Raw genomic sequence first — 25774 nt, 5'->3', positions numbered from 1 at the left:
GTACGACCCCGCACTGACAACGGGGTCCGGTCAGCGGCTCTGCGGGGTGCGCACGCTCCGGTGGGCGCGGTCGTGGCCGGGTCGCCGCTGGGGCCGGTGGCCGGGGTGTCGGCCGACGGGGTGGGCCGGAATGCCGGGGATGCGCTCGACGGCGGGCCGGTCGGGCTTGCCCGACACCATCCTGGGGTCGAACATCACGACGACGGCGGCCAGGCAGAGGAAGACCAGCGGGCCGATCATCATGGGCGCCAGCAGGGAGGTGGCCGAGTCGCCCTCGGGGGTGCCGGCGGTGTGGTGGAGGTGGACGCTGAGGGCGGCCATGCCCGTGTAGTGCATGCCGCTGACCGCCAGCCCCATGACGAGGCTGGCGCCCACGCTCCAGAGGAACCCCCGGACCTGCCCCGCCGCCCACAGCGCGGTGATGGCGGCGACGACGGCGATGACGACCGAGGCGGAGACGGTGAGCGTGTTGTACTCCAGTTTCCCGTTCAGGCGCATCCCGGCCATGCCCAGGTAGTGCATCGAGGCGATTCCCAGACCGGTGATGGTGCCCCCGGTGAACAGTGCCGTTCCGGTGGCGCCGCGGTGGCCCACGATGAAGATGCCGATGCCGACCATGACGATGGCCACGCCCAGGCTCGCGAACGTGGTGGGTCTGTCGTAGTGGATCGGGGTCTCCTCGACGGAGAACCCCATCATGGCGACGAAGTGCATGGTCCAGATGCCGGAGGCGATGGCGGCCGAGCCGAGCGCGAGCCAGCCGGCCCGCCAGGAACGGGTGGCGAGCATCGATCTGGTGGTGCACCGCAGGCCGAGCGCGCCACCCAGGCAGGCCATGAGGAACGCCACCACCGGTGTGACGAGTCCGTAACTGAAGCCGTCGATCGTGCCCTGCATGTACGGCTGTCCTTCCCGCCCTTTTGCACCAGAATTCCCAGGAACGCCCCCGCTCTCCGGGCCGTGTCGGCGGCCGGAGGTGAGGCAGAGAGTATGACCCCCACCGGAATGGTCGAACGATTTTCCGGCAAAGAATCACGATGTCACCGCACTTGTGCGTTGCCGGTGAGCGGACTTGGCCAACTCCATTCGCCCCACACCCGCCGCACCTCCCTCATGCGTCACTCCTTGCTGTCACTCTTGGGCTGTAAGTGATCGACCGACGCGAGGAGTACGCATGCACGCGCGCGTTGCCGCCGCCACGACCGCCGCGCTCATCGGGGGGACCATGCTCCTGGGGGGCACGACCTCGATACTGCCCGCTCCCCGCGCGCGGGCCGGCGCCCCGGACGGCGGTGTCGTGATCGTCGCGCACCGTGGCGCCTCCGCCTACGCGCCCGAGAACACCCTGGCCTCCATCGACAAGGCCGCCGCGATGGGCTTCGACTGGGTCGAGAACGACGTCCAGCGGACCAAGGACGGCAAACTCGTCGTCCTCCACGACGCCACGCTGGCCCGCACGACCGATGTCGAGAAGCTCTACCCGCGCCGGGCTCCCTGGAAGGTCAAGGACTTCACCGCCGCGGAGATCGCGCGCCTCGACGCGGGCAGTTGGCTCGGCCGCCGGTACGCCGGTACGCGCGTGCCGACGCTGCGGCAGTACATGGAGCGGGTCTCGCACAACCACCAGAAGCTCGTCCTGGAGATCAAGAACCCGGAACTCTATCCGGGCATCGAGCGGGAGACGCTCGATCTGCTGAGCAACGAGGGCTGGCTCGACGCGGACCATCTCCGCAACCGGCTGGTCGTCCAGAGCTTCAGCGCGCGGAGCGTGCGCACGGTCCACGATCTGCGTCCCGGGATCACGACGGCGTTCCTGGGCACGCCGACGTACACACAGGTGCGCGAGTACGCGCGGTTCACCGACCTGATCAACCCGGACAGCGCCTCCCTCACCCCCGGCTACGTCGCCGCGGTCCACGCCTTCAAGGGACCGCACGGAAGACCCGTGGGCGTCTTCGTCTGGACCGTGGACGACGCGGACTCGGCCCGGCGTCTGACGGGCTACGGCGTGGACGGCGTCATCACGAACAAGCCCGACGTGGTCCGCAGCGCGCTGCAGGAGAGCTGACCGGCCTGCCGCGGGCCGCGCCGGACGCGGCACGGACACCGGGCGGTGCCGTGCCGTGCCCTGTCGCGTCCGTACCCCGTCCGTGTCACACCGGATCGCCGGGCGGGACGCGGGCGACGAGCAGGCGGGACGCGGGCGGGGAACGGGCGCGGCAGGGGCGTTGTCAGTGGCGGGTCGTACGGTGGGTCGCATGAACAGCCATGGGCAGGACGAGCATCGCGTCGTGTGGAGCGTCGTCGGCACGGACATCGGTCCGCTGCTGCTGGCGGCGACGGACGACGGCCTGGTGAACGTGGTGTTCCACGCCACGGACGCGGTCCGCGACCGGGCGCTCGAGCGGCTCGCCGCGCGCCTGGGCACCGAGCCGGTCGAAGCGCCCGCGTCGCCGCTCCTGGCCGAGGCGATACGTCAGGTCCGGGCGTATTTCGCGGGTGAGCGACGCGACTTCGCACTGCCGTTGGACTGGTCGCTCATCTCCGGGTTCAACCGCCAGGTGCTGCGCGAGCTGGAGTCCGGCGTCGCGTACGGCGCGGTCGTGGGCTACGGCGACCTCGCCCGGCGGGTGGGACAGCCGGGCGCGGCCCAGGCGGTCGGCGTGGCGATGGGTTCGAATCCGCTGCCGGTCGTCGTGCCCTGCCACCGGGTCGTGGAGAGCGACGGCGGTATCGGGGGGTTCGGCGGCGGACTGGAGACGAAGCGGAAGCTGCTGGCGCTGGAGGGCGTCCTGCCGGAACCGCTGTTCTGAAGTGCCCCTCTTGTCCGCCCGCGGCCCGGACTGGAGACTGCGCCGGTGACCCGAGCCCGTTCCACCGCATCCGTGTGCCCCGTGACCGCATTTCCCGACGACGTGCGCCCCTCGGCCCCGTCTCCCCCGGTCGCCCGCGCGGCTTCCGGCCGCCCCGCTGCCGCCGGCGCCGCTCGTTCCGCTTCCGGCCTGTCCGGCTGTTCGCGGTGACCGCCGTCGGACGGCGGGCCGCCGTGTCCGTCGACATCGAGGAGATACCGGCGCTGCGCCGCAGGGTCACCGCCGTGCTGATCGCGGGCCAGATCCTCGGCGGGCTCGGTGTCGCCACCGGCATCGCGCTCGCCACCGTACTGGCCAAACAGGTCAGCGGGACCGAGTCCCTGTCCGGTCTCGCGCCCACCGCGACGGTGACCGGCACGGCGGTGCTCTCCGTACCGCTGGCCGCGTTGATGACCAGGCGGGGGCGTCGGCCCGGGCTCGTCCTGGCGTATCTCATCGGTGCGGCGGGGGCCGGCCTGGTCGTGGTCGCCGCACGCGTCGGCAGCTTTCCCCTGCTGTTGCTCGGCATGGCGGCTTTCGGCGCGGCCTCCTCGGCGAACCTCCAGTCGCGGTTCGCCGCCGCGGACCTGGCCGAGCCCCGGCGGCGGGCCCGCGCCATCTCGAACGTGGTGTGGGCCACCACGATCGGAGCGGTACTCGGGCCCAACATCGCCGCGCCCGCCGGTCGCAGCGTGTCGGGTCTCGGGATACCGGAGGCGGCCGGTCCGTTCCTCTGTGCGGCCGGGGTCTTCCTGCTGTCGGCGCTGCTGATGGCCGTCCTGCTGCGCCCCGATCCGCTGCTGACCGCGCGGGCGCTCGCGCCGGCCGGGGAACGGTCGGCCGACGCGCGGTCGATCCGCGCGGGTTTCGCCGTCGTCGCCGCCTCGCCGCGGGCCCGGCTGGCACTCGTGACCGTGGCCGTGTCCCACACCGCGATGGTCTCGATCATGTCGATGACCCCTGTCGACCTCGGACACCACGGCGCGAGCATCGATCTGATCGGGCTGGTGATCAGCGTCCACATCGCGGGGATGTACGCGTTCTCGCCTCTCATGGGGCGGCTCTCCGACCACTTCGGGCGACTGTCCGGGATCGCGCTCGCCGGGGGCCTGCTGGCCTGCGCGGCACTGCTCGCGGGAACGGCGGGCGGCAGCCACGGCCGGATCGCCGCGGGGCTCTTCCTCCTGGGCCTGGGGTGGTCGTCCGGGTTGGTGTCGGGGTCGGCGCTCCTCACGGACTCGGTGCCGCAGGCCGCGCGGGCCGCCGCGCAGGGGGTCTCCGACCTGACCATGAACACGGCGGCCGGCGTGGGCGGCGCGACCGCCGGTCTCATCGTCGCGGAGGCGAGTTACGGCTGGCTGAACCTGCTCGCCGCGTGCCTGCTGCTCCCGTTGGGCGGGCTGGCCCTGTTCACCCGCGGCCGGTCCGATCGGCCCGCGGACGCCCTCCAGGACACCACGGGCCCGAAGCCCACGGTCCTGGACTAGGACGAGAGCGCCGTGACGCGAGCCCCGGAGCGCACGGCGGGTGCGCGAACCGGGGCGAGGTCACCGCAGAAAGACGGGGCGGGCTCCTGAACGAAAACGCGGGACCTGGAGCGGCCCGAGGACCACGGACGGCCGCGGACCGCGGCGGGCCGGGCCCGGGCCAGGAGACGCCCCGAGCCTGGAGACGCCGGAGGCTAGAGGCTGATGTGGTAGGCCTTGCGGAGCGTCTCGTGGACCGTCCACGTCGTCCGGTCCCCCTCGCGCAGGACCGCCGCGTCGCCCGGACCCACCTCGATGACGTCGCCTCCCTCGATCTCGATCGTGGCGCGGCCGCTGACGACGACGAAGAGCTCGTTCGCCTCGGTGTCGGTCACCACGCCGGGAGTGATCTGCCAGATGCCCCGCACCTGCTTGCCGTCGGCCGACTCCCACAGCACCTTGCCGGTCACGACCGGTGTGCCGGAGACGATCTGGCCCGGGTCGAGCGGCTCCGTCTCGAGCTCGGCGTCGGGGATGTGAACGGCGAAGGAGGGGGTGGTGGCCTGGCTGTTCTCGGTCATGAGCGGTCACCTTAAGGGCTTTCGAGAAATGCGTCGCGCGGAGGGTGGTCGGAACGCGCGACCGGTAGCAGACTCCGCCCTGCGCACAGCCGCTGGCATCCGAAGACACGGGGGCCGAAGGGACGGCGATCACGCATGAGTGAGAGCGGAAACAGGGCAGTCGCTTATCTCAAGCCGGGTGCGGTGGAGGTCAGGACCATCGACCATCCGACGCTTGAACTGCAGGACGGGCCGGGAGTGGCCGCCGAGAACGTCGGCCGGAAGTGCCGGCACGGGGTCATTCTCAAGGTGCTCGCCAGCAACATCTGTGGCAGTGACCAGCACATGGTGCGCGGGCGCACGACCGCGCCCGAGGGGCTGGTCCTCGGACACGAAATCACCGGAGAGGTGCTCGAACGCGGTCCGGACGTCGAGTTCATCGAGGTCGGGGACATCGTCTCGGTACCGTTCAACATCGCCTGCGGCCGGTGCCGCAACTGCAAGGAGCGCAAGACCGGCATCTGTCTGAACGTCAATCCGGCCCGGCCGGGCGCCGCCTACGGCTATGTCGACATGGGCGGCTGGGTCGGCGGTCAGGCCCAGTACGCCATGGTCCCGTACGCAGACTTCAACCTGCTGAGGTTCCCCGACCGCGACCAGGCGCGCGAGAAGCTCCTCGATCTGACCATGCTGTCGGACATCTTCCCGACCGGCTTCCACGGCGCGGTCACGGCGGGTGCCGGGGTCGGTTCGACGGTGTACGTCGCCGGGGCGGGCCCGGTCGGCCTGGCGGCGGCCGCGTCGGCGCAGCTGCTCGGCGCCGCCGTCGTCATCGTCGGGGACCTCAACGCCGAACGCCTCGCCCAGGCCCGCAGTTTCGGGTGCGAGACGGTGGACGTCTCGGCGGGCCCGGTGGAGGAGCAGATCGCGCAGATCCTCGGCGAACCCGAGGTCGACGCGGCCGTCGACGCGGTCGGTTTCGAGGCACGCGCGCACGGCCCGGACGCCGGGGAGGCCCCCGCGACGGTCCTCAACTCGCTGATGGGCCTCACGCGCGCGGGTGGGGCACTGGGCATCCCGGGCCTGTACGTCACGGACGACCCCGGCGGGATCGACCAGGACGCGCGGACCGGAACGCTGAAGGTCCGGCTCGGTCTGGGATGGGCGAAGAGCCATCGCCTCACCACCGGGCAGTGCCCGGTGATGCGGTACCACCGGGGGCTGATGCAGGCGATCCTGCATGAACGGGTGCACATCGCCAAGGCGGTCAACGCGACCGTGATCGGCCTGGAGGACGCACCGCGCGCTTACGCCGAGTTCGACCAGGGAGCCGGCCGCAAGTACGTGCTCGATCCGCACGGCGCGCTGGCGGGCGTACGACCTGTCTGAGCCGGCGTGTACGGGAGGGGTGCTTCCCCGAGTCCGGGAGCACCCCTCATCCGGTGCACGGCCCCCGGGCCCTCCAAGCCCTCCCGCTCGGCCGTCGTGTGCCGTCCGCGGCCGTGGCTCAGCGCTCGGAACCCGCCACGGCCACCCGGAACCCACCGGAGCCGCCGGACCTGTAGTCGTCGCCGGAGCTAGTCGTAGTGGCGTGCCTCGAAGACGTTCCCGTCCGGGTCACGGAAGTAGAAGCTGCGCTTGGCCATGCCCCGGGCGCCGAACGAGTCGTAGGAGAAGCCCGAGACCGGGACGGACCGCTCCTCCAGACGCGTCCGCAGGGCGTCGAAATCGTCCGCCCCCAGGGACAGACACACGTGGTTGACGGGGTGGCCGGCGCTGTCCGCACCCCCGGGGACCATGTTCATGTACTCCGCGAGAGGGAGCGGGGCGAGGTCGAAAACCGTCTCCTCGTTGAGGCGTACGGAGGGGAACGGCTCCTTCCCCGCGGCGTATTCGGTGACCCTCAGGGGCTCCAGACCGACCGACCTCTCGTAGAAGTCGGCCGCCGCGAGCGGATCGCGTACCCAGAGAACGACATGGTCGAGACGTGGCGAGTTGTCCGTCATGCCCCCAGGCTGGTGCGGTGGGCCCCGGGTCGCAAGGGTTTGACCGGGCGCGCCGCCCGCCAGAGATGAGGAAAGGCGGCAGACAGGAGGCAGGCGCGTGATCGTGGTGTCCGAAGAGGTGCGGGAGGCGCTCGACGCGCTCCGGCCGGTGGTGGCCCTGGAGTCGACGATCATCGCGCACGGGCTGCCCCGGCCGCGCAATCTGCAGGTCGCGCGGGAACTGGAGGACGTCGTACGGCGGGAGGGTGCCGTACCCGCGACGATCGCCGTGCTGGACGGCCGTCCCCGGGTCGGACTCGACAAGGAGCAGCTGGAACGGGTCGCGAACGAGGACGGTATCCGCAAGCTCGGGCACCGCGATCTGCCGCTCGCGGTGGCGACGGGCGCGAGCGGGGCGACGACGGTGTCCGCGACGGCGCTGCTGGCCGCGCTCGCGGGCGTACGGGTGTTCGCGACGGGCGGGCTCGGCGGTGTGCACCGGGAGTGGACGGCGACGCAGGACGAGTCGGCCGACCTGGGGCTGCTGGCGAGGACCCGGATCACGGTGGTGTGCGCGGGCGTGAAGTCGATCCTCGACGTACCCGCGACCCTGCAGCGTCTGGAGACCCTCGGCGTCGCGGTGGCCGGGTACGGCACCGACCGCTTCCCCGGCTTCTATCTGTCCGACTCGGGGCATCCCGTGGACTGGACGCTCGATTCTCCCGCTCAGGTCGCGGACGTCATGCGCGCCCAGGACGCGCTGGACGGCCCGGCGTCCGCCCTGATCGTCGCGAACCCGGTCCCCGAGGAAGAACAGCTCGATCCGGGTCTCCACGCGCGCGTGCTCACCGACGCGCTGCGGGCGTGCGAGGTCGAGGGCGTGACCGGGCAGGCGGTGACGCCGTTCCTGCTCGACCACCTGGTGCGGCACACCGACGGCGCCTCGCTCGCCGCCAACCTGGCTGCCGTGCGGGGCAACGTACGACTCGCGGGGCGGATCGCGGCGGCCTGGGCCGGGGCGTGAGCGGGACGGACCGCGGCGTCCCGCGACGGCCCGTGAACGGGACGGACCGGGGCACCGACGGGACGGAACGGGGCACCCCGGAGCGGCACGCGGGACCCCGTCCGGACGCCCCCGGGGCGCTGCTCGTCGTCGGTGACGTGATCACGGACGTGGTCGCCCGGCACCGGGGGCCGCTCGCGACCGGCACCGACACGACCGCCGCGGTCCGCACGCTGCCGGGCGGGGCCGGGGCCAATGTCGCCTGCTGGGCCGCCCGTTCGGGCTGTCCCGACGTGCGGCTGCTCGGCCGGGTGGGAGCGGATGCCGCCGCCTGGCACGCACGCGAGCTGTCGGCCTGCGGGGTGCGTCCGCTGCTCGTCGTCGATCCCGAGGCGCCGACCGGAACCGTGATCTGCCTGGTGGACCAGGGCGCCTCGGCCGAGCGGACGTTCCTCACGGACAGCGGGGCCTCGCTGCGGCTCGGTCCCGGCGACTGGTCGTCCACGCTGCTCGACGGTGTCGCACGGCTGCATCTGTCGGGCTATCTGTTCTTCTCCGAACCGAGCCGGGCGCTGGCCTCGGCGGCACTGGCGTCGGCACGCGCGCGGGGTGTGCCGGTCAGTCTGGACCCGGCGTCGGCGGGCTTTCTCGCGGAGCTGGGCGTGGATCGTTTCCTCGCGCTCGCCGAGGACGTCGACGTGCTGCTGCCCAGCCGCGACGAGGCGTGCCTGCTGACCGGTCTGGCCGATCCGGCGGACGCGGCGGCCGAGTTGAGCCGCCGGATCCCGCTGGTCGTCACCAAGCTCGGCGGCGACGGAGCCCTCGTGGCCCGCTCGGGCACGGTACGGGCGCACGTTCCCGCGGCGCCCGCGGCGGCCCGGGACACCACGGGCGCCGGTGACGCGTTCACCGGCGCGTTCCTCGCCGCGCTGCTCGCGGGCGCCGGACCCGAGGCGGCCGCGGTGGACGGGTGCGGGGCGGGAGCGAGGGCGGTGGAGCGGATCGGCGGAAGGCCGGAAGCCACACCTCCGGTCGGATAGTCCGGAAACCGCACCTCGGGCCGGGCGGTCCGGAAGCCGCGCCTCCGTCCGGGTGGTCCGGAAGCCGCGCCTCCGTCCGAGCCGTCCCCGTGCGCTTCGCCTATTTGCGTCCCCACGCCGAGATCATGGGCGCCGTCGCCAGATCCATCGAGCCGCCCGCCACATTGGCCAGGTGTCGCTCGATGTCCTCGGGAGTGGCGAGGCCCGCGGCGACGAGCTGCCCGCCGATCTGCCGGACCGTCGCGGTCTCCAGGGCGGCGCAGGCGGGCGAGGTGACGGGGAAGTATGCGTCGGCCTCCACCTCGCGCAGTCCCGCCTCCCGCAGCAGGCGCGGGAGCTTGCGGCCGTAGGAGAGGTCGGCGCCGCGTTCGGCGAGCAGCTCGCGGAAACCCTGGCGCAGCCGGTTCGCGAGCTGTTGTTCGGGTCCGTGTTCGTCGGGACAGAGCAGGGGCTGCAGGGCCGGGTCGGCGTCCTCGACCAGAAGCCGGCCACCGGGCCGCAGCGCCTTGATCATCGACCGCAACGCCCGCTCCCTGTCCGGCACATGGACCAGGACGAGTCGTGCGTGCACGAGGTCGAAGCCCTCCCCCGGCGGTTCCTCCGCGGCCACGTCGTGCACCCGGACCTCGACCGGTGAACGGGCCGCCGAGGCCGCCCAGGACGTGTCGATGTCGGTCGCGACGATCTTCCCGGTCGGGCCGACCTTCTTGGCGAGCCAGGACACCACGGAGGTGCCGCCCGCACCGACCTCCCAGCAGCGCCAGCCGGGCCCGATGCCGAAGCGCTCGACATGCCGGAAGGTCGTGGGGTCGAAGAGGGTGGCGAAGGCGTCGAAACGCTGCCCCGCCTCGGTCTGCTGGTTGTCGAGGAGATAACCGTCGGTTCGCGTCATGCAGGGATCATCCCAGTTGCCCCCCTTGTCCGTGATCGGCGACGCCTCCCGATCGCCCGATCACCGGCGGCCGGGGCAGCCCGATCCCCGAAAGCGGAACGGAATGCTCCATTCCCACAGGCTTTTCCGGAGATCCGACGTGCCTGGCAGACTGGCGGGCGAAGGCGCAGAATGCGGCGCGGGAAGATCCACGCAAGGGGGTCCTGATGTCCATGGCAGGGAATCTGCGGAAGGTCACGAGCCTCGGCAGGGTCGGCGGGCTGCGCACGGTGGCCCGGCTGGCGAGGCGACGCGTCCGCGTCGACCTGAGTCACCCCGCCCGGTCCCCACTGGGCTCCGCCGTGGTGAACTGCGTGGCCTACCGGGACGGCGTCAGGGTTCCGGGCGGCCGCGATCTGGTCGACACCGTGGAGCGCATCCGCAAGAGCGACGAGGGCTTCGTCTGGCTCGGACTGCACGAGCCGACCGATCTGGAGTTCGCCGGCATCGCCGACCTCTTCGACCTCCACCCGCTCGCCGTCGAGGACGCGGTGGAGGCCCACCAGCGCCCGAAGCTGGAGCGGTACGGGGAGACGCTGTTCGCGGTGTTCAAGACCGTCTGCTACGTCGAGCACCAGGAACTCACGGCGACGAGCGAGGTGGTGCACACCGGCGAGATCATGGTCTTCGTCGGTTCCGACTTCGTGATCACCGTGCGGCACGGACGGCACGGGTCGCTGGGACCGCTGCGCGAGGAACTGGAGGCGGATCACCGTCAGCTCGCCAAGGGCCCGGCCGCGGTCCTGCACGCGATCGCGGACCACGTGGTCGACGACTACGTGCACGTCACGGACTCGGTCCAGGAGGACATAGACGCGGTCGAGGCCGACGTGTTCGCCGAGAACGGCGCGCGGGCCGACGCGGGCCGGATCTACCAGCTCAAGCGTGAACTCCTCGAGCTCAAGCGTGCCGTGGTGCCGCTCGCCCGTCCCGTCGAGGAACTCGCCACCCGGCCGATCCGGGTGGTCGACCCCGAGATACAGGCGTACTTCCGGGACGTGTCCGACCACCTGATCCGGGTCACCGAGCAGATCGCCGCGTTCGACGAGCTGCTCAACTCGATCCTGCAGGCGCATCTGGCGCAGGTCACCGTGGCGCAGAACGAGGACATGCGGAAGATCACGGCGTGGGCGGCGGTCATCGCCGTTCCGACGATGGTCTGCGGGGTGTACGGCATGAACTTCGACAACATGCCGGAGCTGCACTGGCGGTTCGGTTATCCCCTCGTCATAGGCGTGATCACCGTGGGCTGTCTGGTCCTGTACCGGGGGTTCCGGCGCAACGGCTGGCTCTGACGTGCCTCTCGCCCGGCACGGCCGACCGGACGAGAAGCGTGACGGGAAGACTCCCTGGGGTCAGCGGACCATGCTCGACGAGTAGACACTCTCGACCCAGCCCGCCAGCTGGTCGTCCGTCAGGTGCTGGGCCAGGTCGGCCTCGCTGATCATGCCGACCAGGCGTTTGTTCTCGATCACGGGAAGCCGGCGGATCTGGTGTCCCTTCATCTCCTGGAGCACTTCGCCCACGTCGGCCTCCGACTCGATCCAGCGCGGGGTGCCCTGGGCCATCTCACCCGCGGTGATCCGAGCCGGATCGTGGCCCATGGCCACGCAGCCGACGACGATGTCGCGGTCCGTGAGAATGCCGCAGAGCCGCTCGTTCTCGTCACTGATGGGCAACGCGCCCACGTTCAGTTCGCGCATCAGCTGAGCGGCGCGGTCAAGGGTCTCGTGGGCGGGGATCCACTGGGCACCACGGTGCATGATGTCTCCGGCGGTGGTCATGAAGTACCTCCCGGTGCCGGACGGCCGGCGCGGCGCGGAACACACCGCTAGTCCCGGCGCCCTCAATTGTTGCCGCGTCGCCGGGGATGTGCACCCGGAGCTCCTCTCCGCGGGGGTGGGCTCCCCGAACCGGAGGGACAGGCGAACGGCCGTCGTCGGGCCGCCCGCCGGGTGGCGCGGTCAGCCGTTCCAGGCCGGGTGGCGTGGATCGTCCGCGCGCACCAGCACATCGGCGGCGGTGCCCGGGGTCACTTCCGTCTCGTAGCGGTGGAACGCGGGGAGGGTCCAGTGTTCGGACTCCGGTGTACGGCGGTTCAGGGCACCCGGGGAGAGGAGGACATGCACGCTCAGATCGAACGGGAACCAGTGCCGCAGCAGGAGGGGGCCGTGGAGCAGGAGCAGTCCGCCGGGCGGGAGTTGGACGTGGGGGCTGCGGGTGGCCCGGTCCGTGGCCGGGTCCCAGAGGTCGGGCAGGACGCGGCCGTCGCCGCCGGGTTCGAGGGGGCCGAAGACCTCCCGCCACAGGGCGCCGGTGTCGAACCAGCCGTCGTAGTACGCGTCGACGTCCTCGTGGCCGTATTCGAACCGGAGGGAAGCGGGCCGCAGGAAACCCTGGGTGCCGACGACGAGCGAGGAGCGGCCTCGTACGCGCAGCGCCTCGGAGACGCGGTGCGCCAGGTCGCCGGGGCGGGCGGCCGGGGCTCCGTCGAAGGCGATCCGCGGCCAGGGACCGCCGTCATCGGGCTTCAGGTCGAGCAGGCGCTCGGCGAGGAGGTCGCCGAGCCGTTCCCAGGTGATCGCTTCGAGTCGCACAGGCCCATGATGCCGCGCCCGGGCGCCGCACTCGCCGGCCCGGTGAGGCGGACCGGACGGCCGGAGCGGACCGGACGCAGGGAGGGAGCGGACCGGGCCCGGGCCGCGGAGGCGGAAACGGGCGGAGGGAGGGAGCGGGCCGGCCGGGGCGCGGAGCGGGAGACGAGCGGGCCGGGGCCGGGGAGAGGGCCCGCGGGAGAGACGACCGGCCGTGGCGTGGGTCCCGGCCCGGGCCGGGGAATGAACTGCATATGGCACCGATCGCGACTCCCCCGTCCCGCGGCGGACCTCTCGTCATCCAGCCGCTCAGGAGACGGCACTGTGCCGAGTGCCGTACCGGGCCGCTGACGCTGCTGGTGCTGGAGGAGGGAGCGCCGCGCTGCCTGGACTGCGCGGACCTGGGTCATCTGGTGTTCCTGCCGCGCGGCGACACCGCGCTGACCCGCAGATCCCGGGAGGGCAGTGCGCTGTCGGCGGTGGTGGTGCGGTTCAACCGGCGCCAGAGCCGGTACGAGCGGCAGGGCGTCCTGGTGGAGGAGGCGGCGCTCGTCCGGGCCGAGGAGTGGTGCCTGGAGGACGCCGAGGCGCGGCGGCGGCGCCGTGCGCGGGACGCACGGCGCCGGGAGGCGGAGGATCTGCGGTTCACGGAGGCGTTCCGCCGGGAGATACGCCGGCTGTTCCCCGGCTGTCCGGCCGGACGGGCGCGGGAGATCGCCACGCACGCCTCGGTGCGCGGCAGCGGACGGGTGGGACGCAGCGCGGCCGGCCGCGCGCTGTCCGAGGTCGCGGTGGCCTCGGCGGTCCGTGCGTCCGTACGGCACGTGGACACGCCTTACGACCAGCTGCTGATGAGCGGTGTCCCGCGGTACGAGGCGCGGCGGCGGATCGCGTCCACCGTGGAGACACGGCTCCAGGGATGGCGCGACGAGCTCACGGCGGGCGCGTGACGCCGGTCTCCGCCGCCTGACGCGGCGGCGGAGGCCGGGGGAGGTGACCGGCCGGCTGGACGCTCGCGCATGCGGCCGGGCACCTCGGCCATGGCCGGGGTCTCGGCGCGGGATTTCACTTGTGATGACGGGAGCCGCCGTGCAGGATCTCTGGCTTCGGGGAACGACGACACGGGGGATGTCATGATCGACGGGCCGTATCTGGTGATGGCGGTGCTGGGGGTGCTCGGCTGCGGGCTGGTGGCGGGGGTGTTCTGCGGGTTCTCGGCCTTCGTGATGCGGGGGCTGGCCGAGCTGCCGCCCGCCCGGGGCGTGGCGGCGATGAACTCGATCAACGCGGCGGCGGTCCGCCCGCCGTTCATGCTGTTGTTCGTCGGGACGGCGATCCTGTGCGCCGTGCTCGGGGTGGTCACCTTCGTGCTGCTGCCCGAGGACGGGTCGGTGGAGCTGCTGCTCGGCAGCGCTCTGTATCTGTTCGGGTCGTTCGGGGTGACGGTCGCCGCGAACGTCCCGCGCAACGAGGCGCTCCTGCGGCTGGACCCGCACAGCCCGGAGACCACCACCCGCTGGCACGCGTACGTGCGGGGATGGACGAGATGGAACCACGTCCGCACGGTCGCGTCGGCAGCCGCGGCGATCTCGTACACGCTGGCCCTCACCTGAGCACGCCCCCGGCGGAGCCCAGTGCTCCACAGCATTCTCGGGACGGACCAGCGCACCCTCCGGACGGTCCAGGGCATTCCCGGGACGGTCCAGGGCATTCCCGGGACGGTCCAGGGCATTCCCGGGACGGTCCGGGGCGCTCCCGGGACCGTCCGGGACGCACTCGCGCGAGATCTCGTCGCCCTCTCACGCGGGATCTCGGGGCGCTCCGACCCCCTGGCGCGCACCGCCCCCGTCAGGGGCCCGCACCCGTCGTCACCTGAGCGGCAGGGCCTGGGAAGGCGTCGTATCGTGGCGGGAGAGGAGTGCCGCCCGAAGGGCGTGGCCGATGGTGCCGGACCCCCGCGCGGCTCCGTGACGGTCCGCGCACGCAAGGGGGACGGCCATGGCCGATCCCAAGGGATTCATGACCACTCCGCGCGAGGAGTACCCGCGCCGGCCCGTCGAGGAGCGGGTGCGGGACTGGAACGAGGTGTACGTCCCGGGTGCGCTGCTGCCGATCATCAGCCGGCAGGCCGACCGTTGCATGGACTGCGGTGTCCCCTTCTGTCACGAGGCCTGTCCGCTGGGCAACCTGATCCCCGAATGGAACGACCTCGTCTCCCGCGAGGACTGGCACGCGGCGAGCGACCGGCTGCACGCGACGAACAACTTCCCCGAGTTCACCGGGCGGTTGTGCCCCGCGCCGTGCGAGGCGGGCTGTGTCCTCGCGATCAACCAGCCCGCGGTCACCATCAAGAACGTCGAGGTGGCCATCGCCGACCGTGCCTGGGCGGACGGCTTCACGCCGCCGAGTCCACCGGAGCGGCTCTCCGGGCGGACGGTCGCGGTGGTCGGATCGGGGCCCACCGGGCTCGCCGCCGCACAGCAGTTGACCCGGGCCGGCCACACCGTCGCCGTCTTCGAGCGGGCCGACCGGATCGGCGGCCTGCTGCGGTACGGCATCCCCGCGTTCAAGATGGAGAAGCGCCACCTGGACCGACGGCTCGAGCAGATGCGGGCGGAGGGCACGAAGTTCCGGACTTCGACGACGATCGGGCGGGACCTCACGGCGTCGGAGCTGCGGATGCGCTACGACGCCGTCGTCCTGGCCACGGGGGCCACGGCCTGGCGTGAACTCGACGTGTCCGGGCGGGAGTTGAGCGGGATTCATCAGGCGATGGAGTATCTGCCGTTCGCCGACCGGGTGTGCGAGGGCGATCTGGAGGTCTCTCCACTGTCCGCGGCCGGCAAGCACGTGGTCATCGTCGGCGGCGGCGACACGGGAGCGGACTGCCTGGGGACGGCGGTGCGTGAGGGCGCGGCGTCCGTGACCCAGCTCGACATCTATCCGCAGCCGGAGGAGGAGCGCGATCACGACATCGAGCCGTGGCCCACGTACCCGAAGATCTACCGGCTCTCGGCCGCGCACGAGGAGGCCCGGGACCTGGAGACGGCTCCGGCGGCCCACGCGGACGCGCGGCTCTTCGCCGCGTCCACGCTCCATTTCACCGGGGACGCGAGGGGACGGGTGCGCTCGCTGCATCTCGTCGAGGTGGACGCGGGCCGCCGTCCCGTCCCGGGCTCCGGCCGGACCCTCCCGGCCGACCTCGTCCTGCTCGCCCTCGGTTTCACCGGCCCGGACCGGCACGACGGTCTGATCGACCAGCTCGGCCTGGCCCTCGATCCGCGCGGCACGATCACCCGCGACGCCGGCTTCGCAACCAATGTGCCCCGGGTGTTCGCCGCCGGGGACGCGGCCCGTGGCCAGTCCCTCATCGTGTGGGCCATCGCCGAGGGCCGCGCGGTGGCGGCCGCGGTGGACCGGGCGCTGACCGGATCCTCCAGCCTGCCGGCACCCATCGGTCCCCACGACCGTCCGATGAGGGCGTAGCCGGGTCCCTTCGATCCGTGGTCCCGCACCTCGCCCCGGCACAGCTCGCCTGAGCGTGCCTCGCCCCGGCGCCCCTCGCGCCCCGGCGTGCCCCGCCCCTCGCCCCGGCGCCGCTCGCCTCAGCGCCCCCGCCCCCGCCTCCGCGCACCCCGCCTCAGCGGGGGTCCGTCCCCGCGACCTTCGCCGTCGCCAGGGCGACCCGGTTCCAGGTGTTGATCGTGAGGATCAGAGCGAGGACGTGGGCCAGTTCAGGGTCGTCGAAGACCTCGGCGGCCCGCGCGTAGACGTCGTCCGGGACCCCGCCGTCGGCGACAAGGGTGACCGCCTCGGTGAGGGCGAGCGCGGCACGCTCCCGGTCGGTGAAGAAGTGGCGGGCCTCGCGCCACACCGGGACCATGTGCAGCCGGTCCTCGCTCTCCCCGGCCCTGCGCGCGTCGTTGGTGTGCAGGTGGAGGCAGTACGCGCAGTGGTTGAGGTGGGAGGCGCGGATCTGGATCAGTTCGACGAGCGCCGGGTCGAGCCCTTCCCGCGCCGCCGTGTCGAAGCCGATCAGGGCGCGGAAGACCTTCGGGGCGGTCTTCGCGAGGTCGAGGCGCGGACTTCCGCCGGCCGCGGGCGCGGACGCCGGTCCCGTCGCACCCTCCGTCGCGCGCTCCACGCCACTGCCCGGCTGCGCGGCCGGGGCCGCGACCGTGCCCGTCGCCGGGGCCGCCGTCATGCCGGTGTTCTCGCTCGTGTCCGCCCTCGTGTTCACGCTCGTGGTCGTGCTCGTGTTCGTCGCCATGACCACCAACCTAGGGGCCGGAACGACCGGTTGTAGGGTTCATTTCCATGGCGAAATCATGGGTCAATTCCGCCGAACGGATCGGCGCAGACCTGCACTTGGAGCTGGCGGGGCCGGGCGGACGCCGGGCCGCCCTGATCCGGGCCCTGCGCGAGGCCGTGCGCGGCGGAAGGCTGGCACCGGGCACGCGGCTGCCCCCGTACCGCTCGCTCGCCGCGGACCTGGGCATGGCGCGCAACACCGTCGCCGACGCGTACGCCGAGCTGGTCGCGGAGGGCTGGCTGACCGCCCGTCAAGGCTCGGGCACCCAGGTCGCCTCACCCCTGACGCGGTGGGGGAACACCGCTCCGCCGGGCGCCGCCGCGCGCGTGCCGAGGAAGACACCGGCTGTCGTCCGGGGACCCCGGCACGATCTGCGGCAGGGTACGCCGGACGCGTCGTCCTTCCCGCGCTCCGCGTGGCTCGCCTCGTACCGCCGGGCCCTCCAGCAGGCGCCCCACGAGGCCTTCGGGCCGGGTGGTCCGGAGGGGCGTCCCGAACTGCGCGAGGCCCTCGCCGCATATCTGACACGGACGCGCGGGGTACGTGCCGAGCCGGAGCGGATCGTGATCTGTTCCGGATTCGCGCACGCTCTGAGGCTGTTGTTCCCGCAGGTCCTGCGGGGACCGCTGGCCGTCGAGGCGTACGGTCTCGGTTTCCACCGCGAGCTGCTGACGGCCTCGTCCACGCGGACCGTGCCGCTCGCTCTGGACGAGGACGGCGCGCAGGTGGACGGGCTGGGCCGGGAGCGGGCGGTCCTGCTCACGCCGGCACACCAGTTCCCGACCGGCGGACCGCTGCATCCGGCGCGGCGGGCCGCGGTGGTCGACTGGGCGCGCGCCCGCGGCGGACTGGTCCTGGAGGACGACTACGACGGGGAGTTCCGTTACGACCGCAGGCCCGTCGGCGCCCTGCAGGGCATGGACCCGGAGCGGGTCGTCCACATCGGTTCGGTCAGCAAGAGCCTGTCGCCCGCGCTGCGGCTCGGCTGGATGGTCCTTCCGGAGCGGTACGTCGACGCCGTCCTCTCGGCCAAGGGCGAGCGCGAGGCGTGGGCGAGCGCCCTGGACCAGCTCACGCTGGCGGACTTCCTCGCCTCCGGGTCGTACGACCGGCATGTGCGGCGTATGCGGCAGCGGTACCGGACGCGCCGCGACCGCCTGGTCGCGGCGCTCGCGGAACGGGCGCCGCACATCGAGGTCACCGGGATCGCGGCCGGCCTGCACGCGGTGCTGAGACTGCCGCCCGGGACCGAGCGTTCCACGGTCGAGGCCGCCGCACGGCGGGGTGTCGCGCTGGACGGGCTCGCCGAGTTCCGGCATCCGCGGGCGGCGGCGTCCCTGCCGGACGGGTTGGTGGTCGGGTACGCGACACCTTCGGAACACGCGTACGGGGCAGCGCTGGAGGCGTTGTGCGAGGCGCTGCCCCGGGGGTGACGGCTTCCGCACCACCGGGACGAGCACGCCTCGCACCGGCGTGCCTCCGGGTTCGGCCTCGTTCCAGGGCTTTCCTGGTCTCCGGCCTGTGCCGTATCCGGCCTCTTCTTCTACGTATCGGCCTCTTCCACGCCTCCGCTCTTCTTACCTCTCCGGTCTTCTCACCTCTCCGGTTTCTTTTCGCGCCTCCGGCGTTCCTGTGTCTCCGGCTCTTTCTCGCATCGGGAAGGGTGGGCAATTCAGCACTGTTTTAGGGGGGTTCGACAGCAGTCAACGAAGTTCAAGAGAAGGGCAAGGGGGTCGGTGGAGAAGCATTCCGGGAGAAGGGAGGTTCAGGAGAGAAGGAAGTCCGCCACCCCTTCCTTGGCTCCCTGGATGAACGCGGTCATCTCACCGGGCGTGTAGATCAGGGCCGGTCCGTCCGGATCCGCCGACTGACGCACCGCGATCCGCCCGTCGGCGAGTTTCATCGCTTCCAGGCAGTTGCCCCCGTTCCCTCCGCTCCAGGGCTTGTGCCAGCCCTCGCTGCCGAGTTCACGGGCCGGCATTCCGTTGTAGATCCGCTCATTGCGCATCCGCTGCTTGATGTTGTCCATTCACCACTCCTCACGGAGACCCCGGAGGATCTCCTTCGTGCGATGTGCCGTCGCGGCCTGAGCCGCCATGCGGTCCATGACCTCGAGATGGGTCGCCACCTCGGAACGCTCGTCCAGATAGACGGCGCCGGTCAGGTACTCGCTGTAGACCATGTCCGGGAGTTCCGGCATGGCGAAGCGAAAGAGCACGAAGGGCCCGTACGTGCCGGCGTGCGGCCCGGTGGAGAACGGGACGACCTGGAGCGTCACGTTGGGCAGTTCCGTGGCCTCGATCAATTTGTCGACCTGTGCGCGCATCACCTCGGGACCGCCGACGGGGCGGAGCAGGGCCGTCTCGTCCATCACGGCCCAGATCCGGGGCGCCCCCTCACGGGTGAGCAGATCCTGGCGTTGCATGCGCAGCGCCACATGGCGCTCGATGTCCTCGGGTCTGGTCTGACCCACGGCGCCCGCCTTCAGGACACCACGGGCGTACGCCTCGGTCTGCAGGATCCCGGGGACGAAGTGGGGTTCGTACGACCGGATGAGGGTGGCCGCCCCCTCCAGGCTGACGTACATCGAGAACCAGCCGGGCAGGATGTCGTGGAAGCGCTGCCACCAGCCGGGCCGGTTGGCCTCCTCCGCCAGCTGGACGAAGGCCTCGGCCTCCTCGTCGGAGATCCCGTACGCCTTCAGCAGCAGCTGCAGGTACGGGATCTTGAGGGAGACCTCGGCCATCTCCATCCGGCGGACCGTCGCGGGGGCGACCCGCAGGATGCGCGCGGCCTCCTCACGCTTGAGACCCGCGCGCTCGCGCAGGTCCAGCAGGCGTCGGCCGAGGACGACCTGACCGACCGTCGGCGCGGACCGCGGTTCGCTCACGTCCCACCTCCACTGAAGTCCTGTGCGCGCTGCACGACATTGAGCCCCGAACGGCATGGCTCGCGGACCGGACACCGAGTCCTGACAGAACGGGCGGCGCCCTCCGGGGTTCCGTCCGCTGTTTCGACGATCCCAACTGGCGCCGCTCGGCGTGCTGTTGCCTGCAGTGTGCCATGGCCCTTCTCGCCGTCACACGGCACTCTGCATTTTTCAGAGTGACACTTGCCAAGTGTCCACGGCAGGGCGATAGTGGCAACCGTGACTCCGTCCGCGCCTTTAGGAACAGACACAGCCGAAGACCGTTCCGGTCTCCGTGCCATCGCAGGGCTGCGCTCGCGCGCGGCTCGCGGGCGCCGGTTCCGCTTCGAGCTGGCCGCACACCCGGCTTCCGTCGCCCGGGCGCGGCAGCTGACACGCGCCCGGCTCGCCGGCTGGGCCGTGTCCGACGACACCTGTGACACAGCCGTGCTCGTCGTCTCCGAGCTGGTCACCAACGCCATCCTGCACAGCGCGAGCAGCCGGGTGGTGTGCGAACTCCACGACAACGACGGCCTGGTGCGGATAGCCGTACGGGACGAGGGCTGCGCTCCGGGCGAGCCGCACCCGTCCCCGCAGCGTCCCGACGAGGAACGCGGCCGGGGGCTGCCGCTCGTCGCGGCCGTGTGCCGGGCCTGGGGTGCCCAGGACACCGGTCCCGGACTGCTGGTCTGGGCGGATCTGCCGCACTGCCCCTCGACGGGCGGCGAATCGGCCCGGTCCGACCTCGGCTGGACCGCGAAGAAGCCACCGTCCGAAGGCCGCGGTGCCGGCACCGACACGGAAGCCGCGCGAGGCGCGGGGACGGACACGGACGCCGCGTGGGGCACCAGGACGGAAACGCCGTGGGGCACGGGGACCGAATGGCTGTGAGGGGTACGTCAGCCGCGGGACCCGCCGCTCAGGTCCTGGGACTGGACACACTGGTCCGTCTGAGGCGCGCGCGGGCCGCCTCCGGAACCCTCGGACGGCTTCCCGTACCCGAGGGAATGGCCGAGCCGCTGGGGTGCGACGCGGTCTCCGTGCCGGCGTCCTTCGGTCCCCTGCTGCTGCCGCGGCTGCCCCGCGTGGGCTGTGTGTACGCCGACAGCGCGCGGTGGTGGTGGCTCGTGCCCTCCGAGTCCGACGTGGCCCTGGACTGGCCCGCGCCCGCCCGTTACGTCACGGGCGCGCTCGTACCCGACGCGCCGCTCGCCCCCGGACTCATCCACCGGCCGCGGGGCACCCTTCCGTACACTCCGCCGATCCCCCTCTATCTGGCGCTGTGCCGGATCACGGGGACGACTCCGGTCTGGTCGCGCCCGATCAGCGTGTAGGCCGCCCAGGGCGGGGGCTCCCGGCCGGGGCCGAAGTGCGCCGGTCGCCACCCGTGCCCCGTCGCCGTCGTGCGTGAAGCGCCGTGTTCCTGGGGAGGGCACCGTTCGTCCGTACCCGGGGAGGCCCATGGTGGGGAGTTCGGCAGGAGAACCGGCGCGGAGGACGACGCACACGCCGGCGTCCGAAGCAGCACGGGAAGCGGCGCGGGAGCCGGAACGGGAACGAGAACCCGACGAGCTGTCCGGCGCGGCACGGGGAGCGGAGTCCGGACCGGCGGGAGGGACACCGCCCGGACCGGAGCCGGATCAGATGCGGGACGCCGTGCCGGAACCGGACCAGGAGTCCGCGGGGGAGGAGCCGCCGAGGAAGAAGCGTGACCGCGGCCGGACGGCACCCTCCGCGTCGGAACGCCTGCTCTTCGGGGGCCCGCTCCGCTACGACATGGGATGGTCCCAGCACGCGGACGCGTTCATGGAGCTGAACTTCCGCGCGATGGTGACACGGCTGCCCGCGCTGCTCGCCTCCAGTTTCCGGCTCGCCTGGACGGCGGACCGGCGCGCGGCCCGGGTCGTTCTCGTCGCCGAAGTGGCCCGGGGCGCGGCGCAGGCGGTGAGCCTGCTGGCCGTGAACAACGTGCTGGGCCGGCTGATGACGAGCGGCCCGGTCCAGGACCGGCTGCGCGGAGCCGTGCCGGCACTGGTCACGGTCGCCGTCGTGATGCTGCTCTCCGCACTGCTGCGGGCCGCCTCCACCTACGCCACCGGGCGGCTGGAACCCAGGGTGGAGCGGGTGGCGACCGAACTGTATCTGGAGCGCGCGGCCGCCGTGGAGCTGTCGGCGATCGAGGACGACGCCTTCCACAAGCTGCTGGACACCGCGCAGTACGGTGCCTCGTCGGCCCGCCGCATGATCCCTGTCGCCACCCGCGTCGTGAACGCGATGATCTCCCTGGTCGCGGCCGCGGGCGTGCTGACGGTGCTGCATCCCGCGCTGCTGCCGCTGCTCGTGACGATGACCCTGCCGAGCGCCTGGAGCTCCCTGACCATCGCCCGCCGGCGCTACGAGTCCTTCCACACGTGGGTGCAGCACGCCCGCGCCGGACATCTGATCAGCAGCCTGCTGACCGAACCCGAGGCGGCTCCGGAGATCCGGGTGCACGGTGTCGGCCCGTTCCTGCTGCGCCACTTCCGCTCGATGTCGGAGACCGCCGAGGCCGAACAGGCCCGGCTGGCCCGCCTCTCCGCCCGTACCGGTCTGATCGCCGCGGCCTGGACCGGGCTGGCCACGGTGGCGACGTACGCGACCCTCGGCGCGCTGCTGGTCACGGGCGCGATGGCGCTCTCGGTGGCCGGGACGGCCGTGCTCGCGATCCGCACCGGCTCCGCGAGCCTCGACACCCTCGTCCTCGAGGTCAACTCCCTCCACGAGGAAGCCCTGTTCGTGGGCGACCTGCAGCGCCTGTACGTGGAGGCGGCCGAGCGGGCGATCCCGGTGGGCGGCGATCCGCTGCCCGAGGATCCGAGCGAGATCCGCTTCGAGAACGTGACGTTCACCTATCCGGGCGCGTCGACCCGGCCCGCGCTCGCGGATGTCACCCTCCGGCTGCCGCTGGGCCGGATCGTGGCGCTCGTCGGCGAGAACGGTTCGGGCAAGACGACGCTGGTGAAGCTGCTCGCGGGACTCTACGCACCCGAGCGGGGCCGGATCCTGTGGGACGACGTCGACGCGGTGACCGTGGACCGGCAGCAACTGGCCGGGCGTATCGCGATGGTGGCGCAGGACTTCAAGCGGTGGCCTTTCACGGCCCGGGTCAACGTCGCGGTGGGACGGTCCTCGGCGCCGCTGACCGACGAGCGGGTCGCCTCGTCGGTCGCGGAGGCCGGAGCGGAGGACGTGGTCGCCGACCTGCCCCGCGGGCTGGACACGCTCCTCGCCCGCGGTTTCAGCGGCGGGCACGAGCTGTCCGGCGGGCAGTGGCAGCGGCTGGGCATCGCGCGCGCCGCGTACCGCCGCGGCCGCATCCTGATCGTGGACGAGCCCACCGCGGCCCTCGACGCCCGGGCCGAACTGGAGGTGTTCGAGAAGATCAGGGCGCTGGCGGGCAGCGGGCAGACGGTGGTCCTCATCACCCACCGGCTGGCATCGGTCCGCCACGCCGACCTCGTGCACGTACTGGAGCAGGGCCGTCTCGTGGAGTCCGGCAGTCCCGACGAGCTGCTCGCCTCGGGCGGTGTCTACGCGGAGCTGTACTCGCTGCAGGCGGAGCAGTTCACCTCCAAGGTGCCCGCTCCGAAGGCCGGCTGAGCGGGCCCGGACCGCTACTCGACGAGTTCCCCACCGCGCACGATCACCAGGAACGCGTCCGAGGCGAGGTCCATGACGACCTCGGCGGCCTGGCCCTCCAGGCGGCACGCGTGCGCGAACTCCTCGGCGGGCCACGAACCGCGTGGTCCGCCGGCGGGAAAGCGCTCCAACACCGTTCGCCCGTTCACCCTGTACCTCCATGCGGCGCTGTACTTCAGAAAGTTGAGCGGCTCATAGAGTTAAACGCCGGGGGTGGGGTGAAGGGCTCGCTCGGTGACGGTACTGAGACGTAGCCGACACCGGTTCACCGCTTGGAGCGAGCGGCTGGTCCACTCGCGAACCGATCCGTCCTCGGGTGGATTCGTGCCGGCCCGGTGCGCAGCGGCACGACGCTCCGTCGGGTCAGTCCTCGTACTCGTCGTGATAGCGGATCCGCTCGCTGCCCGCCGGTGCCCCGAACGCGGACGCCCGTCCCTCGGGCCGTTCCCACTCCTCCTGCCGTCCGAGCGCCGTGAGGTCGAGCAGGGTGGTCGTGGAGCCGAGGCCGTCGAGCCCGCGCTCGTACGTGGAGTAGGTGTGGAACACCCGGTCGTGCTCCCGCAGGAAGCAGCTGATCCCCGGCCGCTCGTAGGGCTCGTCGCCGCCGAAGGACGCCTGGAAGTCGTAGTTGAAGTCGCTCCCGCGGGACGAGTACCAGGGCAGTGTCCAGCCCATACGGGCCTTGAACGGCAGGATCTTCGTGTACGGCGCCCGGGAGACGGCCGCGAACTCGGTTCCACGGGCCCGCAGATGCGCGAGATGCCCGATCTGATCGAGGAAGGCCGAGCAACTGCGACAGCCCGCGTCCCACTCCGGGGCGAACATGAAGTGGTAGACGACGAGTTGGTGCCGCCCCGCGAAGAGGTCGAGCAGCGTCGCCTTGCCGTCGCCGCTCTCGAACACGTACTCCTTGTCGATCTCCACCATGGGCAGCCCGCGCCGCTCCGCGGCCAGCGCGTCCCGCGCGCGCGTGGCCGCCTTCTCCTTGACCAGCAGTTCCTCGCGCACGGCGCGCCACTCCTCGCGCGAGACGATCCGCGGAAGCGTCATGTGTCCCTCCTACCGAACGGTGCCTTCGGAGTGGTGACCGGACGCGCGCGGGGAACTCATCGGCGGATCGGCAGGTTTTTTCCCGTCCGCCTGCCGTTCGGTGGCTTCAGGTCTCCGGAGGAGAGGCGCGACAGGACGGGAGACGGGACCGGAGGAGAAGCGGGTCCCGGAGGAGAAGCGGGACCCGGAGGAGAAGCGGGACCGGGGGCGGTCGTCCGGTCCCGGAAAGGGAAGCGGGTCCGAGGGCGTAGCCGGCCCCCGGACCCTGTGATGCCGCCCATGTCGCACGCCGGCACGCTTGAGGACCCAGGTCAGTCGTTATGTCGCCGCGTCCTGCCTTTGGACCACCACGCATCGAGCTGCGCGGACCGGACTTGAACCGGCATTTCGGCGTCCCGGGGCCTGGGCCCGGTCGATCCGGCGATCGGCGGCGAATGCTGAGTCTGGAGCAAGAGTCTGAGATTGATCGCGGTCTGCCTCTGCCGAATTGGGCTACCGCGGCGCGTGGGCACTGTGGGGAGTGCCGCTGGGTGCCGCGGGGAGGGCTCGAACCTCCACTGGAACCGCGCATTCACGACAAGCTTCAGGTTCAGCTTGCGCTCCTCGCGCACCCCGGCCGTGGTGCGTTGTGGCCGGGGAGATTCAGAGGCTACCCGAACAGGTAGCCGAAAACGGAGTCGCCGACACGCTGGTCGACGACGTCCACGCCGTTCGCCTCCTCACGGGCGAACTTGACGGCCTGCTGCAACTTCTCGACGCGGCCGAGGAGTTCGTTCACGCGCCGGGCGGGCAGGGCGCCGGAGAACTTCACGGTCGTCCAGTACCCGACGGGGATGTCCTCGTAGTACACCTCGACCTGCGCGGGGTGCTTCTCGGTGGCCTCGGCCTTCACATGGTTGCGCGGGACCTTCTTCGTGCGCAGGGTGCGCACGGGCTCGGTCTTCCACGCGTCGGTGGAGGGGTCCTGCACCCAGGACTCGGAGGCGTCGAGAACCGGCAGCTTCCTGACGAAGGTGTTGATGTCGGTGAGCTGCTTCTCGAGGAACAGCAGGTAGGAGACCGGTACATCGGCGACGAGGACCCGTCCGTCCACCTTCACGTCGGCCCGTGCCGTGCAGTTGGCCCAGTCCTTGGTGGCGGTCACATCGAACAGCCGGGTGAGCGTCACCGCGGTGTCGCGCAGCACGTCCTCGGCCTGGACCTGCACCCGGGTGGACTCGGGCGGCAGCTGCTCGCCCTCCTCGTCCTTGGGCTGGTAGGTCCGTGCGATGCCGGCCAGCAACGCGGGCTTCTGCAGCCCGTGATGAGCTGCCGTCAGGTCCTGATGGGACTTGGACTTGACGCCCTTCTCCACTGCGATGATCTGATTGAGTTTCGCCACGTCGGTGACGGTAG

Annotated in this window: 26 protein-coding genes; 14 read left to right on the top strand and 12 right to left on the bottom strand. The window is 71.9% G+C overall.

Translation table 11 applies throughout. The features are described from left to right. Positions 1-30: 30 nt before the first annotated feature. On the bottom strand, positions 31-897 hold the full coding sequence (locus OG776_RS30575) for an MHYT domain-containing protein (protein ID WP_148013456.1): 867 nt from the start codon (positions 895-897) through the stop codon (positions 31-33). Between the two features lie 277 nt (positions 898-1174). Here OG776_RS30575 and OG776_RS30570 point away from each other — a divergent pair, with 277 nt between their 5' ends. The 3 genes from OG776_RS30570 to OG776_RS30560 all read left to right on the top strand — a co-directional run bounded on the left by OG776_RS30570 (position 1175) and on the right by OG776_RS30560 (position 4339). Then, the gene (locus OG776_RS30570; RefSeq protein ID WP_148013457.1) at positions 1175-2068 is read left to right on the top strand and encodes a glycerophosphodiester phosphodiesterase; all 894 of its coding nucleotides are present in this window, start codon (positions 1175-1177) and stop codon (positions 2066-2068) included. A gap of 190 nt (positions 2069-2258) precedes the next feature. Next, a complete protein-coding gene (locus tag OG776_RS30565) occupies positions 2259-2813 on the top strand; it encodes a methylated-DNA--[protein]-cysteine S-methyltransferase (RefSeq protein ID WP_148013458.1) in 555 nt (184 codons plus the stop codon). A 206-nt stretch (positions 2814-3019) separates the two neighbouring features. Further along, positions 3020-4339 (top strand): MFS transporter, encoded by a 1320-nt coding sequence (locus OG776_RS30560; protein ID WP_329322866.1) that lies wholly within the window; start codon positions 3020-3022, stop codon positions 4337-4339. Positions 4340-4533: 194 nt separating this feature from the next. On the opposite strand, the gene OG776_RS30555 is transcribed toward OG776_RS30560, so the two are convergent. Continuing rightward, positions 4534-4899 carry a cupin domain-containing protein gene (locus tag OG776_RS30555; RefSeq protein WP_148013460.1) on the bottom strand — a complete coding sequence of 122 codons (366 nt, stop codon included), beginning with the start codon at positions 4897-4899 and terminating at the stop codon, positions 4534-4536. Positions 4900-5034: 135 nt separating this feature from the next. Between OG776_RS30555 and fdhA the strand changes: the two genes are divergently transcribed. Next, on the top strand, positions 5035-6267 hold the full coding sequence (gene fdhA, locus OG776_RS30550; RefSeq protein WP_148013461.1) for a formaldehyde dehydrogenase, glutathione-independent: 1233 nt from the start codon (positions 5035-5037) through the stop codon (positions 6265-6267). Positions 6268-6455: 188 nt separating this feature from the next. On the opposite strand, the gene OG776_RS30545 is transcribed toward fdhA, so the two are convergent. Beyond that, complete coding sequence (locus tag OG776_RS30545; protein WP_148013462.1) at positions 6456-6884, bottom strand: VOC family protein; 429 nt, start codon at positions 6882-6884, stop codon at positions 6456-6458. Positions 6885-6981: 97 nt separating this feature from the next. Between OG776_RS30545 and OG776_RS30540 the strand changes: the two genes are divergently transcribed. Further along, positions 6982-7887, top strand: coding sequence for a pseudouridine-5'-phosphate glycosidase (locus OG776_RS30540; protein ID WP_329322864.1), 906 nt, complete (start codon positions 6982-6984; stop codon positions 7885-7887). 119 nt (positions 7888-8006) lie between these two features. Next, a complete protein-coding gene (locus tag OG776_RS30535; RefSeq protein WP_329323785.1) occupies positions 8007-8906 on the top strand; it encodes a carbohydrate kinase family protein in 900 nt (299 codons plus the stop codon). Between the two features lie 100 nt (positions 8907-9006). On the opposite strand, the gene OG776_RS30530 is transcribed toward OG776_RS30535, so the two are convergent. Then, on the bottom strand, positions 9007-9798 hold the full coding sequence (locus OG776_RS30530) for a class I SAM-dependent methyltransferase (protein WP_148013465.1): 792 nt from the start codon (positions 9796-9798) through the stop codon (positions 9007-9009). 206 nt (positions 9799-10004) lie between these two features. Here OG776_RS30530 and OG776_RS30525 point away from each other — a divergent pair, with 206 nt between their 5' ends. Next, positions 10005-11132 (top strand): magnesium and cobalt transport protein CorA, encoded by a 1128-nt coding sequence (locus tag OG776_RS30525; protein WP_148013466.1) that lies wholly within the window; start codon positions 10005-10007, stop codon positions 11130-11132. A 60-nt stretch (positions 11133-11192) separates the two neighbouring features. Here OG776_RS30525 and OG776_RS30520 read toward each other — a convergent pair whose 3' ends face one another. Both OG776_RS30520 and OG776_RS30515 read right to left on the bottom strand, forming a co-directional pair. Beyond that, the gene (locus OG776_RS30520; protein ID WP_148013467.1) at positions 11193-11621 is read right to left on the bottom strand and encodes a CBS domain-containing protein; all 429 of its coding nucleotides are present in this window, start codon (positions 11619-11621) and stop codon (positions 11193-11195) included. A gap of 180 nt (positions 11622-11801) precedes the next feature. After that, the gene (locus OG776_RS30515; protein WP_148013468.1) at positions 11802-12434 is read right to left on the bottom strand and encodes a uridine kinase; all 633 of its coding nucleotides are present in this window, start codon (positions 12432-12434) and stop codon (positions 11802-11804) included. Positions 12435-12685: 251 nt separating this feature from the next. Between OG776_RS30515 and OG776_RS30510 the strand changes: the two genes are divergently transcribed. The 3 genes from OG776_RS30510 (at position 12686) to OG776_RS30500 (ending at position 15917) form a co-directional block, all read left to right on the top strand. Next, positions 12686-13381: a DUF2293 domain-containing protein gene (locus OG776_RS30510; RefSeq protein ID WP_329322863.1), complete on the top strand. Its 696-nt coding sequence runs from the start codon at positions 12686-12688 to the stop codon at positions 13379-13381. Between the two features lie 183 nt (positions 13382-13564). After that, positions 13565-14044 (top strand): anthrone oxygenase family protein, encoded by a 480-nt coding sequence (locus OG776_RS30505; protein WP_329322862.1) that lies wholly within the window; start codon positions 13565-13567, stop codon positions 14042-14044. 385 nt (positions 14045-14429) lie between these two features. Further along, on the top strand, positions 14430-15917 hold the full coding sequence (locus tag OG776_RS30500) for a glutamate synthase subunit beta (RefSeq protein ID WP_148013471.1): 1488 nt from the start codon (positions 14430-14432) through the stop codon (positions 15915-15917). A gap of 154 nt (positions 15918-16071) precedes the next feature. Here OG776_RS30500 and OG776_RS30495 read toward each other — a convergent pair whose 3' ends face one another. Further along, positions 16072-16635, bottom strand: coding sequence for a carboxymuconolactone decarboxylase family protein (locus OG776_RS30495; protein WP_443077386.1), 564 nt, complete (start codon positions 16633-16635; stop codon positions 16072-16074). 113 nt (positions 16636-16748) lie between these two features. On the opposite strand from OG776_RS30495, the gene pdxR reads away from it, so the two are divergent. Beyond that, positions 16749-18176, top strand: coding sequence for a MocR-like pyridoxine biosynthesis transcription factor PdxR (gene pdxR, locus OG776_RS30490; RefSeq protein WP_148013472.1), 1428 nt, complete (start codon positions 16749-16751; stop codon positions 18174-18176). Positions 18177-18508: 332 nt separating this feature from the next. On the opposite strand, the gene OG776_RS30485 is transcribed toward pdxR, so the two are convergent. Both OG776_RS30485 and OG776_RS30480 read right to left on the bottom strand, forming a co-directional pair. Then, positions 18509-18772: a DUF397 domain-containing protein gene (locus OG776_RS30485; protein ID WP_148013473.1), complete on the bottom strand. Its 264-nt coding sequence runs from the start codon at positions 18770-18772 to the stop codon at positions 18509-18511. After that, on the bottom strand, positions 18773-19633 hold the full coding sequence (locus OG776_RS30480) for a helix-turn-helix domain-containing protein (protein WP_148013474.1): 861 nt from the start codon (positions 19631-19633) through the stop codon (positions 18773-18775). A 249-nt stretch (positions 19634-19882) separates the two neighbouring features. On the opposite strand from OG776_RS30480, the gene OG776_RS30475 reads away from it, so the two are divergent. The 3 genes from OG776_RS30475 to OG776_RS30465 all read left to right on the top strand — a co-directional run bounded on the left by OG776_RS30475 (position 19883) and on the right by OG776_RS30465 (position 23290). Continuing rightward, entirely contained in the window at positions 19883-20542 is a 660-nt protein-coding gene (locus OG776_RS30475; protein WP_148013475.1) for an ATP-binding protein, read from the top strand. Then, the gene (locus OG776_RS30470; protein WP_148013476.1) at positions 20533-20985 is read left to right on the top strand and encodes a hypothetical protein; all 453 of its coding nucleotides are present in this window, start codon (positions 20533-20535) and stop codon (positions 20983-20985) included. The genes OG776_RS30475 and OG776_RS30470 overlap by 10 nt, the downstream gene beginning before the upstream one ends. 442 nt (positions 20986-21427) lie before the next feature. Beyond that, complete coding sequence (locus OG776_RS30465; protein WP_261994991.1) at positions 21428-23290, top strand: ABC transporter ATP-binding protein; 1863 nt, start codon at positions 21428-21430, stop codon at positions 23288-23290. Between the two features lie 14 nt (positions 23291-23304). Here OG776_RS30465 and OG776_RS30460 read toward each other — a convergent pair whose 3' ends face one another. The 3 genes from OG776_RS30460 to OG776_RS30450 form a co-directional block, all read right to left on the bottom strand. Next, positions 23305-23478: a hypothetical protein gene (locus OG776_RS30460; RefSeq protein WP_187285981.1), complete on the bottom strand. Its 174-nt coding sequence runs from the start codon at positions 23476-23478 to the stop codon at positions 23305-23307. A 214-nt stretch (positions 23479-23692) separates the two neighbouring features. Then, complete coding sequence (locus tag OG776_RS30455; protein ID WP_148013478.1) at positions 23693-24379, bottom strand: DUF899 domain-containing protein; 687 nt, start codon at positions 24377-24379, stop codon at positions 23693-23695. Positions 24380-25028: 649 nt separating this feature from the next. Next, complete coding sequence (locus OG776_RS30450; protein WP_148013480.1) at positions 25029-25760, bottom strand: DUF7873 family protein; 732 nt, start codon at positions 25758-25760, stop codon at positions 25029-25031. Positions 25761-25774: the final 14 nt, after the last annotated feature.

It is taken from the genome of Streptomyces sp. NBC_01689 (assembly GCF_036250675.1).
Taxonomy (GTDB): domain Bacteria; phylum Actinomycetota; class Actinomycetes; order Streptomycetales; family Streptomycetaceae; genus Streptomyces.
This window is presented reverse-complemented; position numbering and strand designations above follow the sequence as displayed.